Raw genomic sequence first — 16,126 nt, forward strand, 5'->3', positions numbered from 1 at the left:
GCTCGCACACCGGGGCGCCATGACGCGGTTCGCGCCGGACCCGGTGGGAAGCGCGCTGCTGGACCACGCGCGCGTGACCGGTCTGTTCGCGCCCGCCGGACTCAGTTTCCTGGAGGGCGAGCCGGGCCCGCTGGTGCGCGTTCTGCGGGCCCTTCGGCAGGTGTTCGGGCCCGATGCCGAGACCACCGCCGGCCACCGGACACTGCTGGAGGGGGCGGCCGCACTGGAGCGGATGCGCCGCCAGGATCCGCACCTGGGCACCCTCACCCCGTTCACCCTCGACCTCCTGCACGAGGCGGCCCGCGCCCACTCCGCCCGCCACTTGACGACGAGCGCCCTGCTGGAGCCCGCCCACTACCGGGCCCTCCTGCGGGCGGCGGCCGCCGCGCACCGCGCGGACCGCGACCTGACCCTCACCGGGTTCCTGCATCTGCCCCACGTGGTCACGGCTGCCGAGCGCCTGCGCACCACCGACCTGGATCGGTATGTGCGGACCGGCCTGCGGCTGCCCCCTGAGGCGGAGGCGGGGCCAACCGAGATCAGCCGGATGCTCTGGGCGACCGCCGCCTCGCACCGCTGGTTCCTGGACACCGCGACCTCATCCGCCGCCGCCCTGCGGTCGCTGGCCGCCAGGGTGCTGCACCGGGAGATCCCGGCCGACGCCGACCCGGCCGCCCTTGCGGATGAGCTGACCGATCTCGCGGCCGCCGCCGCGGCCGCCGGCCGAGATCTTTACGACACCACGCAACTGGCCGCCTTCCAACTGGAACTGGCCGGGGCGTTCGCCGACAGCACCCTGCTGCGGGACGCCTCCGGCGACCCGCTGGGACGTCGCTGGGCGGCCGCCGGGAGCGCGGACGTCGACTTCCGCGTTCTCGGCCCCGCGGTGCGGCAGCCCGACGGCACCTTCGCCGCGCCGGCCGCCCCGTGGACGGCCACGCCCGACGGGGCGGAAACGCCCGACGGGACGGCCACGCCCTACGTTCCCCAGGTCGAGGACTCGTCGCCGCAGGGCGTGACGCTGGTGCTGGCCGCCCGGCAGACCGTACGCGTGCCGTGGGACGAGTTCGCGGTGCTGCTCTCCCGCGACCCCCAGTTGGCGGCCGGATCCGGCCGCGGGGACATCGTCCTGCCGCTGCCGGGCGGATCCGTGGCGTCGGCCGCATCGCAGGTGCTGGAGCAGACCGGCCGGGCGGTGTGGACCTCGCCACTGCCCCATATGGTCTCGCCGCCGAGCGGTGCGGAAACAGCGGGACGGCTGTTCGCCGTCACGAGCGGCGGTGCTGCCGCCGGCTCGGGATGGACCCGCTTCCCGTCCACCTCACCGGGCGCCCCCGAGGACCTCGCCGGACCCCAGCCGCTCACGGACGACGGTGCGGTGAGGCGTCGTCTGGAAGAGCTGCGCGCACGGTCCGCGCCGGCACTGCGCGACGGCGCCCTGGACGACTCCGTGACCGACCGGATCACCCGGACGGTGCTCGGTCTCGCGCCCGGCGTCACCCTCACCGCGGGGCACCGGGCCGACTTGGCGGCAGCCCTCACGGCCCCGTACGCGACCCGGGCCCGTAGCGTGGAAGAGCTGGCCGCGCGCCGGCTGGTGGACCGGGGGGCGTTCGCGGGCCGTTTCACCTTCCGCGCCCACGACGGCGGCGTCTTCGGCCGCAACTGGAGCGGCCACGCCGTCGACGTCCTGGACCTGACCCGGATCGCTGCGACGGACTCCCTCCACCGGGCGACGGACGGCACATACCCGCCGTTCGGGATTCTGGCCGCCGGTGGCCCGGACCACGTCTTCGTCCGGACCGAGGACGACACGCTCCAGTACGTCGGCAAGGAGGTCTTCGACGAACTCCTCGCTCTCGAACCGCTACTCGCCCCCCTGCCCGCGTTCGTCCCGGTCGTGACGCTGTGGACCGGCTCTGGCGACGGCGAGGTGGAGCTGGCCCGGTGGAGCGCCGACCGGCGGCGCCGCACCTTCTGGTCGCCGGCCGGGCCGATGCGGATCGCCGAGTCCCCGGACCGCCCCGGCGTCCACGTCGTGACGCCCGCCGCGGGGAGCGTACTGGAGTGGATTCCGAGCACACCGGGCCAGGTGCTGCCGTACCGCGCCACGGATCCGGACTGGTACCGCATGGTGTTCGGCCCGGCCCTGGTCGGCACCAACGGGTCCGCGCGGTTCGTCCGGCGCTCGTCGGCCTCCTCGGCGCGACGTGTCCTCGGCGAGGGCCTGTGGCGTCTCGGGACCGACCGGGCCAAGCCGTTCCGCCAGATCGCCCCGGCAACGGGCGTCCCGCGCGAAGCCAGGAACATCCCGGCCCGTGTGACGAACGGGCCGCGCCGACACTTCCTCTCGGAAAGGGCACCCGGCGCGGTGCTGCTGGACACCACGGCCGGCCCCCGCGCCGTGGACCGCAGGGCCTTCGCCACCTGGCTGCACGCTGGGCGGCCCAGTCTGGTGGCCGTGCCCGACACGGTGATCACGCTGGACGACCGCCGGGCCGGGTACGGCCGCGGTGTGCCGACGCCGTACGGAGAGCACCGGAGCCGGGCGGCCGTCACCCGGCCGCCTTTCGTCGCCGACCCGCTCGCCGACACCTCGGTCGCCCAGGAGACCGCCAACGCCACCCGCAGGGACGTTGTCGCCCCGCACCCCCTCTCCCACGGGGCCGACGCGCCAGGGCCGCACGCCGCCGCGGCGGACTTCACGCGCCCGGACAGTGGATGGCTGTGGTTCCGCCCCGAACCCCAGGAAGCCGAACTGGACTACCTGGTAACCGAGTTCGGACTGTCCCGGCTCCGGGGAACCGATCCGGACGCGGTCCGCGGGACGGCGCTGCGGCTGTTGCGGGCACTGCGCACGGTGTTCCGGCCGGACGTCGACGCCGAGCCTGCCGCACCGGCCTTCCGGGAGCTGGCGCGAGGCATCGGCGCGGTGGAGCACATGCGCGCGAACGACGCGCTGCTCGCCCAGCTCACCCCCGTCACCCTCGACCTGCTCGACGAACTGGCCCGGGCGTGGCGGCGGCGCGAGGACCCGGCCGCGAGCGGCGCTCCAGGTCCCGGCGTGTACCGCGCCGTGCTCCGGGCGGCGGCTGGTCACCTGGCGGCTCACCCGCGGGCGGCGCTCACCGGCTTCCTGCCCCTGAGCCCGCTTCAGATGGCCGCGTCCCGGACGCGCGCGATGTCGGGCGGCTCTCCAGGCGACGCCGACCGGCTCCGGGACGTGCTGCGGCTGCCCACCGGCGCTCCGGTGGGGGAGGCGGACACTGCGCGCCTGTTCTGGGCTCAGGTCCGCACCGGCCAGTGGTGGGACTCAGCTGCCCCCGCCACCCCCGAGGCACTCCTCACGCTGGCCGCGAAAGTGCTGCACACCGATCCGCGGCAGCTCGCCCTCACCGCCGACGCGGACGTGCGCAGGGCCGTCGGGGATCTGGTGCTGCGGGCCGCCGCCGCCGGACGCGACATCGCCGACCCCACCGCCCTGGCGGCGTTCCACCTCGAACTGCTCGGCGCCTTCGACAGCGTCACCGCGCTGCGTGAGGAGACGGGCGCGCACACCGGACGCGACTGGAGCCGGCCCGGCTCCGGTCCGCTCACCGTCGACCTCGGCCGGTTCCACTTCCGTACCCGCGACGCCGACGGCCGCGTCCGCTCCACCGGCACCCGGCCGGCCTTCTGGCAGGACACGCCCGCCCGCGCGCCCCATCTGGTGCTCCTCCACTCGGCGGACGGTGACGGGCCGGCCCTGCTGCTTCCCGGCCACAGCGCGGGACCGCTCCACGTGCCCGCCGAGGAGATCGCCGAACTCGCCTCCTGGGATCCGGCGCTCATGGGCTCCGACCCCACCCGGGACGTCATGGTGGCCGTGCGTAACGGCCCCGCGGACACCGCCGCCGCGCTGAACGCCCTCGTCGGGGCCACCGGCCGCCGGGGCACGGCCGTCCCCGGCGCCGTCCATCTCGCTCCCGTCGCTCCGGCCACGGACGGCGAGCTGGTGCACGAGCCGGTGGTGACCACCCAGGGGACGGCCACCGAGCCCTGGCCGCAGGCCAGGCCCGGACTTCCGGTCGCGGCCGGGCAGCCGGGCGCCGGCTCCCGCGCGCCCGGCGCTCCCGCCGGGCCTCTGGCCGGCGGGAGCGGGGACGACCGGAACAGCCAGCACCCACTGGACCTGCTCCGGTCGGTCTATGGCGCCGACGTCGAACAGGCCGTCTTCTACCCGCGGCTTCTCCAGGTCCATCTCCTGCTGGCACGTCTCATCGGTGCCGAGACGCGGGAACGTGACGGCGTCAGCGCCGCCGACGCCGTCACAGCCGCCATCCGCTACGTACTGTCCCTGGCACCGGCGTCCGAGGTGTCCCACGCCCAGCGTGCCGACGTGTTCGCGCTGCTGATGCGGCACCTGGACACACCGGACCTCACCCTCGCGAAGCTGGCCGCGCTGCGGCTGGAATCACTGGGCGCCCTGGCCGACCAGTACCGCTTCCGTACCCCCGACGGCCGTATCGGCGGCCGGGACTGGAGCGGGCAGGGCGGGCAGGGCGGGCAGCTCACCGTGCGCACCGACACCCTCGTCCGGGGCGACCTGGCTGAGGACGGTTCCTTCCGGGTCACCGAGCGGTTCGACGCGCCGTGGGGGGACGCCTTCGTGGTGATCACCGACGGTGATCCGGAACACCTGATGGTCCGGGACGGCTCGGACACCCTGCACTGGGTGCCCCTCGCGGTGGCCGGCGAACTCCTGCGCCTCGACCCCTCGTTGCAGGCCATGGCGCAGGACGCCCCCGTCGTTCTCCTGGGCGCCGTCGGTGACGGGCGCCAGGTCGGCCCTCACCGGGTGGCGCACGCGACGGGCCGCCCCGTCTACGCCGGCCTGCACGACGTGCGTGTGCTGCACGACGGCACCGGCCTCTCCATCGCCCTGGTCGGGGCGGTGGCCGACTTCGCCGGACCGCTCGCTCCCGGGTCCGCCCTGCCGGCCCTGGACAGCCTCGGTTCGTGGGAGACCAAGGCACAGGTCGGCGCGGTCGTCGACCGCCGGCCGCTCAACTACGGCCGGGTACTGGCGTTCGCCGTCCGTGACCGGGTGTGGATGCGTGGCACCGCCCGGGAGGCCATGGGGAGGTGGCACAAACTCGAACGCTTCTACGTCAAGAACCCGGTGACCGGAACCCTGGCCCGGACCGGATTCGCGGCGGACGAACTCAACCACCCGGCGGTCGACTTCGTGGCGCACGGCATACCCGGCTTCGTCAGGTTCGTCCTGTCCGGTGGCGAAGAGACCTGGGTCGGCGGGGCGGAGTTCGGCGTCTATCTCGACCATCTCCTGACCGCGGCGCGATTCCCGGCACAGGGACGCATCAACCTCAACGTGTGCCGGGCCCTGGCCCCCCCGGGCGTCTCCCGCGGAGACCGCGCGTGGCGCACTCGGCTCCCGTACGTCCCCGATCCGCTGGCGGCCGTCTCGGCGGCCCAGCACGCGGCCAACGCCACCCGGCGCGTCGTCCGGGCCACCCGCGGCCTCGTCGCCCTGCGACTCGATGCGCGGACCGACGAGTTCCAGCAGGCGTCGTTCTCCGACCCGAGCGGCGCCGACGGGGTCTGGGAACTGGTACACCCGGAGCCCGAGGGCGCGACACTGCTCGACCTGGCCAGGCTGGCGGGCACCGTTGGCGGGAACGCCACCTCCCTCACCCCCGACGCCGAGCTGACCACGCTGCGCCTGGTCCGTGCCCTGCGGGTCCGCCTGGGCGTCGGCGTCGAGCGGGAACCGGGGTACGCGGGACTGCTGAGCGGGCTGGGGCACCTGGAGAGTGCACGCCGCCAGGACGCCGAGCTGGCCACTTTCACCCCCCTCACCCTTGACCTTCTCGACCGGGTGACGGACGCATTCCTCCAGGCCACCGGCCGGGCCGGGACGATGGAGGGCCCCGCGGCACTGCGGACGATGCTGTCGGCACTGCGGGCCGGCCCTCGGCCCCTGCGGCAGGTCGTCGGTCTGCCGCTTCTCGACGCGGTGATCACCAAACTGCGCGGCTTGGACCTCCAGAGGACCGCGCGGACGGTTCTGCGGCTCGCCCCGGACACGCCGGTCACCGACACCGAGATCACCCGTCTGTTCTGGGCGGTGGTCAAGGCGGACGAATGGGGGCGGACACAGTCCTTCGACGATCCGGCCCAACGCGCCCGGGCCCGCCGGATCATCCATTCCTCCGCGGACCCGTCGACCCCGCTGTCCGCGGAGGAGGGCAGGACACTCGCCACGCTGGCCAGGCTCGCCGCGGGGGCGGGGCGCGACCTGAACAGCCTCGTGGAGCTGGCGGCCCTCCACTTGGAGATGATCGGGGCTTACGACCCCCGCACCGAGCTGACCGACGGCGCGGGCAACAGCATCGGACGCGACTGGGCCGGGGTCACGTCGGAAGGCGGCGCACTCGACGTCTCGGCGATCAGCCACCGCACCGTCGCGGACGACGGCACCGAGCGGACGGAACTCGGCACGGCTCCCTGGGGCGGTGCCTCGGTGTACTGGACCGGGGAGGCCACGACGGGACCGGCCGCGCTCCAATTCCCCGGCCGGAAACAGCCGGTCACGGCCTCGTGGGCGGAAGTCTCCGTCCTCGTCCGGGACGACCCGGGGCAGGCGGCTTTCTTCTATGGCGACAACATCCTCCTCGCCTCGTCGAAGCCTCTCCTCGCCCCGCTGAGGGCCGCCAACACGATGCTCAGGATCACCGGACGCGACGTCTGGGTGTCCAGGCACGGGCTCGTCATCGAACAGGCCGACGACGGCACGCGCCGCCTCGGCCTCACGCCCGAAGCCCAGGCGCTGGGCATGAGGCCCGCCGACGACCTCGTAAGGACACGGCAGGGGCGGATCCCGGCGCAGGCGCCTCAGGAGACGGTCTTCGCCGGCGGCACCGGGCGCCGCAGGGACCCGGCGGCCCCGGGGCGGACCGCGGCCTCCGGTGGGTCCCGCGCCGGTCGGGGCGGCAACGGATCGCGCGGGAGCAGGGGTTCCCTGCCTCCGGCGCCACCGACCGGTGGGGCGCGCGGTGACGCCGCGACCCGCCGGTGGATGCGGGAGACGCTGGGCGCCGACGTCGAGAACTCGGCGGGGCACCCGCTGCTCCTCCTCGCCGCGTCCCGCCTCGCCGCCCGGTACGCCGAGGAAACCGGGAGGCGGCGCGGCCGGCCGGCCGTGGCCCGGACGATGGAAGCCGCGGCGCGCCGGGTGCTGCTGCTGGAGGCGGGGGCCGGAGGGCGGCTGACCGAGGGGCAGTACCGGGAGGCGCTGACGTGGGTCATGACGCATGACACCCATGCCGCAGCGGGCTCCGGACTCGCGGGTCTGGCCGCGTTGCGGCTGCGGTCGCTGGGCGCACTGGACGACAAGTGGCGGATGAAGGGCCCGGACGGGACACGTACGGGACGCAACTGGCTGCCCGGAATGGCACATGTCCCGGTACGGACACACCACTTGAGAAGGGCGCCCGCCCCTGACGGAACCGGCGCCACCGGGGCGTGGCCCGACGGCACCTACGTGGTGCTCGCCGCGGGGTCGGGCAGCCACCTCATGATCGCGGACCGCCACGAGGTGCTGCATCACACCCCCCTCGACGTCGCCGCGGCCCTGATGGCACTCGACACGCCGGACGTGCCCGCCGGGCAGCGCCGTACGGTGCTGCTGACCTCGGACCCGCTCGCGCCCTCCGCGGTCCCGGTGGCCGGTGCCCGGCTCGGCGGCGCGGTGTGGCACTCGGCCGTACCTCTCGGTCTGCTGCACAGCCCGGGGGCTCTCTCCCTCACCCTGAACTCCTCGGCGGGACCCGGTGAGTTCGATGTGCTCGCCGCCGACGCCACCCACGCCCCGGAGACCGCCCAGGCGATCGGATCCAGCGACGCCCCGGGCGAGAACTCCGGTCCGCTCCGGCTCGGGCTGCCCTGGCGTGGCGGACCGGTGCCGCACCGGCCCCCCTCCTATATCCCCGACCCGCTCGGGTACGTGTCACCGGCCCAGCGCGCGGCCAACGACACCGGTCGTCAGGTCACCGCCCCGGCAGGCCAGTCGGCGCTCCACCACCGCCAGCACGCCGCCCTGGGACAGGCCGCCCCGCCCGCCGACCCCGCCACACCGCTGACCTTCCTGCCCGAACCGTACGGTGAACAGCTCGACGCCCTGGCCCGTGTGGCGGACCTGCACGACGGAAGCGGTCCCGCGTCCGCCGGGGCGCGCGCCACGACACTGCGTCTGGTGCGGGCCCTGCGGCTGACGTTCGGGCCGGACGTCGAGAGCGGCGCCGAGTACGCGGACCTGCTCGCCGGGATCGGCGCGCTGGAGCGCATGCGGGCCGCCACGCCGGAACTCGGCTCCTTCGGGCCCTTCTCGCTGAACCTGCTGGAGCGGGCCGCCGACGCGCGGCGCGCCCCGGAAGCCGGATCCCGCCCGCTGACCACCGAGGACTACCGGGCCCTGCTGGCCGCCGCCTCCCGGGCCAAGGGGAACGCGCCCGCTCCTGTGACCCAGTTCGTCCATCTGCCTTCCCTGGTCCGGGCGGCGGAGGTGCTCTCCCAGTCGGATCCGAGCGAGTGGTCCCTGCCCACGGACGTCGGCACCGAAGAGGGACGCGCCAAGCTGTTCTGGGCGACCGTCGCGGTCGACGAGTGGCGACGCGCGTTCTTCCCCGCCCCGGACGCGGCCGAGCGGGGCCGCCGTGTTCTGCACGCCGAGCAGGAGCCGGGCCGGGTGCTGACCCCCGCCGAACAGGCCGAGCTGCAGGGCCTCGCGCTCCGGGCCGCGCTGGCGGGGCACCCCCTCGCCGACGACGTCCACCTCGCCGCCACCCACCTTGAGGTGTCCGGCGCCTTCGCCCCGGACACCCTCGTGACCGGCACCGACGACCGTCACCGGGGCCGCGACTGGTACGACGCCGGGTCCGGTCTCCCGCTGGACGTCGACACGGTGGTCCCCACCCTGGCGGGTCCGGATCACCCCGTACACCTGCCGGCGGTCCCCGCGCCGCACGCCGTACGCGGCAAGCAGCCGCCCTATGTCGCCCTGCTGCGGGAAAGCGGACAGGCTCCCGGTGGCGGGTTCCTCCTGCGCTTCGGCGGTCGCGAGTTCACCGCCTCCTTCGCGGAGGTGGGCGAGCTGTTCGTCCGCGACCCGCTGCTGGCCGAGGACGACTTCGCCGGCGCCGATCTGCTGCTGACGCCGCCCACACTGACGGGCTCCGCTCACGGCGTGGACACCGTGGCCCGGCGCGCGGGACGGGACGTGTGGCTGCCGACGGTGCCGACCGGCCTCGTCCCGCACGAGGGCACCCGCGCCCTCACCGTCCAACTGCCGCCCCACGCGACCCTGTCCGCCGACGACACCTTCATCGTCCGTCGTGTCCTGGAACTCGACGGCGAGGGAAGCCGGACCGCTCGGGAAGACCCCGTCACCCCGGCGCCCGCCGGAGCCGAGAAATTTCTCACCGAGCTCTACGGCCCGGATGCCGCGGACCACCCGGACCATATCCGCCGGCTCGGCGTCCTGGCCCGGCTCGACGCCATGGGCGCACCGCGCTCGGCCACCCTGCACGCCAAGCTGGACACCCTGGTGCGGCGGATCACCCCCGTCGATCAGGACCACACCGTTACGGCCGCCAGCAGTGAGGTACAGACCGTCACCGACGGGCAGCGCCGGGACTTCCTCGCCGCGGCCGTCGATCCGCAGGCGGGACCCGCCCCTTCGGCGGCACGGCTGCGCGCCCTCATCCTCAAGCAGCGGGGCGTTCTGTCGCCCGCTTTCACCTACCGGGCCCCCGACGGCAGCGTCGGCGGACGCATATGGGTCAAGGGCGGCCCCGCGTCCGTGGACCTGTCGACCGTGGGTGTCTGGTCCGGCGACGGAGCCCGGCAGGGAAGGTCCGGCGTCCGCCCGGCACCGTGGCTGACGATGGGAGACGCCCCCGCCTGGGGCGTCATCGCCTCCTCCACCGGCACCCACGTCACCGTCTGGGACGAACACGACACCGCGCACCAGGCCGACGAAGACGTGTTCGCGGAACTGCTGTCGCTCGACCCGTTCCGTCCGACGGCCCCGGGCATCCAGACCGTGCTGATCGTGCCGGGCCTCCATCACGAGGGCGCGTTCCTGCCTCTCGCCGTGGGACGCAAGCTCAACACGCTCGCCTGGTTCCCTCTGCGGACACCGCTGGTCTTCCCCGAGCCCGGCACACCCGGGCCCGCCCTGCTCTCCGTCTTGGAGCCCTCGGCAACCCCGCCCGCGGCCGAGAGTGTCTGGCAGGCGGCGGGAGCCAGCCACGCCCTCCGTGCCGGCCGGCTGCCCGACTGGGCCGGCAAGGTCGCCCGGACCGAGTTCGCGCGGCGGACGGGCGACACCGGCGAAGCCACCGCGTCCCTGAACGACGCGGAGACGGCCGAGGCGCTGCGCGCGCTGTCGGTGCTGAGCCCCGCGCACCGGTTCCGGACCGCCGCGCCGCTCTCGGCCGGCTTCTTCGAGCAGACGAACGACATCCCGGCAGCGGAACGCAACGCACACGACCACACCTGGTACGCGCACGGAACAGTCGGCCGGGCGATGCTCGTCGTCGGCGGGTACAGCGTCAGCCTGGAGGCGTCCAGCTTCGGCAACTTCCTCACGCAGGACACCCGGGTACGGGCTCTCACGGACGAGGAGTGGCTCACCACGGGCATCTGCTGGTCCGGGGCGGCGGAAGGTGACGTACCGTCCCGGATGTTCTCGCTCAGGCGCGCCCTTGACCCGCGCACCTCCGACCCCCTCACCGACGTGCCCTATGGCCAGCTCATCGCCAACCAGACCGGTAAGAACACCCGCAGCCCGTTCGCCGACTACAGCCTGAGCAGCGACGTGGGAGGGTTCGGCGGCACCGGGAGCGCCTTCAACCGGGCGTCGGCGGCCGGACCCGGTTGGCGCAGGTTCCGCCCCGAGCCCGTCGGCCCCGACCTCGTGCGCGTGGCGGACACGATGGGGCTGCCGCCCGGGCGGACCGCATCGGACGAGCAGACACGGCTGGCCACGGCGCTGCGACTGGTGCGGGCACTGCGGCTGGTCTTCGGACCGGACGTGGCGCGCGACCCCGACCACGGCCGGCTCCAGCGCGGCATCGGCCTCCTGGAGCGCATGAGGGCAGCCGACCGCTATCTGTCCGACGCGACCCCCTTCCACATGGAACTGCTGGACGCCGTGGTCCGGGAGCACGCCGCCGCGGATTCCGGCCGGCCGCTGGACGCGGCCGATCACCGGCGGCTGCTGCTGTCGCTGGCCGACGGCGCCGCGGCGCAGGCGCACGAACCGCCGCAGCTCACCGACGCGTTCTCCGTCCCGCACGTGGTGGACGTGGCCGTCAGGCTCGCCGGGAGCGCCGACACGGCGACGCTGGCCCGCCGGATGCTGTACCTCGGCCCGCAGACGCTGGTCGGCCCGGCCGAACTGGTGCGCCTCTTCTGGGCCATGGCGAAAGCGGCGGACTGGCATCGCCGGACCTCCGCGCTGCCCACCCGGCAGGCCCTGGAGCGTCAACTGCTCCACCTGGACAGCGTCGGCCCCACGACGGATGTGCTCGACCTCGTGGCTGCCGCCGCCGACGCCGGCGTCGACCTCACCCAGCCCGCCGCGATCGCCGCACACCACCTGGCGCTCCTCGGCGCCTATTTGCCGGGCACCCTGCTCGTCCAGGCGGGCCCGGGCGGGACGTCGCGCGGACGCAACTGGGGATACGACAGCACCTCCCCTCTGGCTCTGGACACCGACCGGGTGCTGCATTTCCACCGGCTCCCCGACGGCCAGTACGGCGGTGGTCTGGCGGAACCTGCGACGGCGACACCGGCGGGCGGACAGCCACCGCACCTGGTCTTCGCCGGCGCCACCCCCGCCGGACTCGTCTCCGTACGCCTGCCGGACAACCGGCGCGTGCCGGTCCCCGAGACGGAGTTCGCCCACCTCGTCGCCCGGGACCCGGAGATCCTGCGCACCTGGGCGACGACCCGTGTCTTCCTCGCCGTGCCGGGTGCCTCGCTGGGGATGATGACGCAGGTGCAGCGGGCCGCCAACCGCCAGGCGGTGGCCTCCACGGGGCTGATGTCCCTTCAGGTCGCGAACGGCGTCGCCGTCGTGACCGTCCGCCACGAGGCGCAGCAGGTTCCGCCCGCCGCAAACCGCTGGCTGGAGCCCACGGTGGAACTGCCCAGCGCACTCTCCACCTCGATCACTCTCGGCGGCGCGGGGGAGATCCCGACGGGCACGGCGCAGGACGCCCCCGCGACCCCCCGGGTCACCTTCGCGCCGCTGCCCGAACCGTCCCGCCGCCCACGCTTCCTGGTGAGGACGGCTCCCGGCAGGAGCGGTCCGGGGCGTGGCACCGCCACACCGGGCAGCGGCGACAGCCGGCCCGGCCCCGGCAGCGCGTTGCGCACCGCTCTCACCACGCGCGGTACCGGCGCGAGTGGCGCCGGCGGCACGGACACCACGAACACCGGCCCCGCTACGGGCGGTTCGGCCAACGCCGACGGCGCGAGCGGCGCGGCGGAGACCCGCTCGGCCAACGCGCCCTGGTACGCCCGTGGCAACGCCGGCGTCCACGCGCTCGGCGACGCCGAGGTCATGTCCGTACGCAGGCCGGCGGACGCGACGGTGCAGGCCCATCTCGCGGCCGGGAGCATCACCGACGCCCCCGCCGCCGGCCGCAGGCCCGGGGACCGGTCCGCGGAGGACAGCGCCGGGCCGCGCCCCGAGATCTCCCGCGAGCTGCGGCGCAAGCTGGAGAAGCGTCTGGTGGCGGCCTTCGACTCCAGCGACCCCGAGCGGTGGGAGGATCTCCTCCTCCACGGCATCACCGTCAGCGACAAACACGCCCTGGTCGCGGTGCGCTTCCGCCCGGTGAAGCCGAGGGCTGTCGACGCACCGCCCGCGGACCCGCTCCTGCGGGAGTTCCGCGCCCAGTACGGCGGTGTCGACAGCGAGGCGGGGACGTCCAACGAGCGCAGCAGCGGCCGCACGTTCTCCAGCACGCCGATCACCGACGGCGTGAACAAGGTCCTCGCCTACCTCATCCCCGTCCGGGTCGGTTACTCCACGCGCCGCGGCGAGGGCCATAAGGCCTCCGACGCGCTGCAGTCCGGCAGCCGGGCCGCCACCAAGAACCTCAGTCACGCCAGGCACGGTGTCGTCATGGAGTTCACCGTGTGGGACCGCGGAGGCCGTTCGGCCCGCTCGCGTTACGAGGTCGACGGAGCGGAGCTGACGCTCGCGCACGCCACGACCTTCGTCGGCGGCCCCGACGAGCCGGCGCAGCGGGTCATCGGGGTGCGAGAGCCGCGGGCGGTCGAGGCGTTCGAGCGGACGCTCGGCGCCCTGGACGTCACCGGCCTTCAGAACGAGTTCCTCCTCGCGCTGCTCAAGGCGGGGATGGTCCCGCTGAAGCATGCCGACGAAGTCCTGCACACCGCATCCGAGGAGATCCTCAACGAGCGGTCGCTGCGGGACCGCAGCGAATTCCTGTTCAGCGACTCGCTCGTCTCGCCTCACCTGCGTACCCCGCACTTCTCCGGGCACCTGCTCCTCGGACTCGACGTGCTCTCCCTGGAAGAGTTCGGCACCTCGGAGGAGGGACTCGTACGCGACGACATCGCGGAGACCCAGAAGATCGGTAACCACACCGATCACGGCCAGGGCATCAAGGCGAGCGTCGGCATGAAGGTCATGTTCCTGCCGGCCGGCATGCTCAACATCTATCCGCTGAGGCTGGGGACCAAGTCCAAGCACGAGGTGTCCACGAGGGCCCAGGCCCAGGCCAAGACGGTCGTCATGCACTTCGGGCCACAGCGCCGGTTCAGGGCGCGCGTCCTGGTCCGCGGCAGAATCGTGGCCGACCGCAGACTGTCGCCCAGCGCGGAGCGGCGCGCCCTGCACTCCGACCCCGAGGTGCCGTTCAGCGCGGTGCTGTGGGGCGAGATCCAGCTCCCCGAGGTGCAGGCGGAGGCCTTCATCAAGCGGATGAGCCGTCCCGGGCCGGCCCTGGCCGCCCCGCTTCCCGAACCGCCGCGCGCCCAGACCCGGCGCCCTGCCCGGCTCACCGGCGAAGGGGCGAAGCGGGCCGCCGAGGCGTTCTGGAGCACCCGGACCGGACGCGCCGCGGCCGCTTGGGCCTCCCGTACGGTTCCGCAGACCTACCGGCGCTTCAACAAGCTTCAGGCGGGCTGGAGCTGGGGCAGAGGGCGCAGCCCGTTCCCGGCGGCCGGACTGCCCGACGGCACCGACCGTGCGGCACGGGCGGCTTTCATCGCCCACCTCGCGACGCTGAAGGGCCCCGTCGCCGTCGTCCTGCCCGCCGGACAGCGCCCCGACCGGGAGACCGCGCGGCGCCTCGCGGACCTCCAGGCCCGCAGGGACGTGCGGGTCTACGAGGTGGCGCCGGGCCCCGCCGGTACGGCCGCCACCGGTACGGACGGCACCGCCAGCGGTACCACGGACGAAGACGGCCGCTCCACCGTCCGGCGGCTGACCTTCTCGCGTCCTCCGGCGCCGCGCGACGAGAACGCCGCGCTGGAGATGGCCTCCCTGAGCCGTGGCGCCGAGATCCGCGTCGACCACACGCCGGTGCCCGCCGACGAGATGTTCGGCGCGGCCATCGCCCAGGGCTTCGTCCTGGACGACCAGGGCGTCAGCCACGGCTGGGAGCGCAACGGCCGCCGTGTCGTGCCCAACCCGGTCCGTATCGCCTCCCGTGCCGAGAGCGCCGAGGCGGCTCCCGGTACCTCCGGCACGCAGAGCACCGAGACCTCCGGCACCGCCGGCGGGCAGAGCACCGGCGCGCCGGTCACCGCCGCGCCGGACACCGCACCCCCGGCCGCCCCGCGGCCCGGCGGCACGCCGCCCGTCTGGACGCTGCGCCACCTTCCCGATCTGACGGGCCACGGTCCCACAGGGCCGCACTCCAGTACCCTGGTGGTCAGCGGGTCCGGTCTGACCGACGCGGCACGTTTCGAACTGGAGCGGCTCAAAGACGCCGCGTTCCCCGTCCGGCTCATGCGGGAGAGCGCAGGCGGCCTGCTTCAGCGGCGGGACCTGCCCCGCCACGGATTCATCGTCAACATGGTGGGCCGCGTCGTCTCGGGATGGCAGCCGGGCACCCTGGCCGACTGGGGCACCGCCGCCGCCCCGGCCCGCGCCGCCCTCACCGGCCTGCTGCGCACCGCCGGCACCTCCGGCCTCCAGCTCGTCATCAACCCCGCGGCGCCGGCCGCCACCCTGTTGGCCAGGACCGCGAGCGAGCTGAGGGCGATGAGCCCCGACGAGCGCTACGTCCTCCAGCGCAGGCTGACACACGCCGCCACCACGCCCGGAGGCCTCGGACTGCTGTCCGACGGCGACCTGCTGTACGGACTCGTCTCCGACCGCCGGATCAGGATCGTGGACGAGGCGGGCACCGTCTACGAGGAGTGGAACAGCCGCCCCCTGTTCGGCGGCACCCTGGCCGCGGACGGTCGGGCGAACGGCGTCGTCGAGATCCGCCCCGACCACCTCGACCTGACGGACCCGGTGGGTCAGGAGTACGCCCTGCGCCACGACGGCGAGCTGAGCCGCAGCGTGCGCTGGGAGGACGGTTCGGAGCAGGCCGCCCCGCACGTTCGCCGCGCGCTGTACCCGGCGGACCCCGCCCAGGAGACCCCCGAGGTCGTGGCCCGCAGCGGCTTCGGCAGCGCGGTGACCAAGGAACTCCCCGGTGCCGAAAACATCCAGGTCGAGGCCCGCCGGCTGGTCCACCGCTTCGTCGACGACAGCACCGCCACCGACGCCGCACCGTTGCGCCCCGACGCGATGGCTTTCGTACGGCAGTACCTGCGCCTGCGCAGTCAGTGGTCCCGCTCGCAGCGGCTCGCCGCGAAGGAGCGCTTCGCCATCGACCGGCGCCTGCAGACCCAGCTCAGCGTGGCGCGGATGCGCGCCGCCCGTGGCCGCGGCATGGACAGCACTGTCCGTGAGACCTTCCGCGTCGCGGGCCGCCGCTACGAGGTGACGGCCGAACAGGTCCTTCTCGACCGCGACCGCTCCGGAGCCATCACCACGGAGGCGGACGTCGCCATCGATCTCCAGGCC

General features: G+C 74.4%; 1 protein-coding gene (only partly in view). It reads left to right on the forward strand.

All 16,126 nt of this window come from inside a single coding sequence — locus AB0912_RS22270, lonely Cys domain-containing protein (RefSeq protein ID WP_366702355.1), on the forward strand. Of the gene's 59,301 coding nucleotides, 19,715 precede the window and 23,460 follow it; the stretch shown corresponds to coding positions 19,716-35,841 — codons 6,572 (partial) to 11,947 (complete); the first codon wholly inside the window starts at position 2. Both codon boundaries (start and stop) fall beyond the window edges.

The organism is Streptomyces sp. NPDC007084, from assembly GCF_040703595.1.
GTDB lineage: Bacteria > Actinomycetota > Actinomycetes > Streptomycetales > Streptomycetaceae > Streptomyces.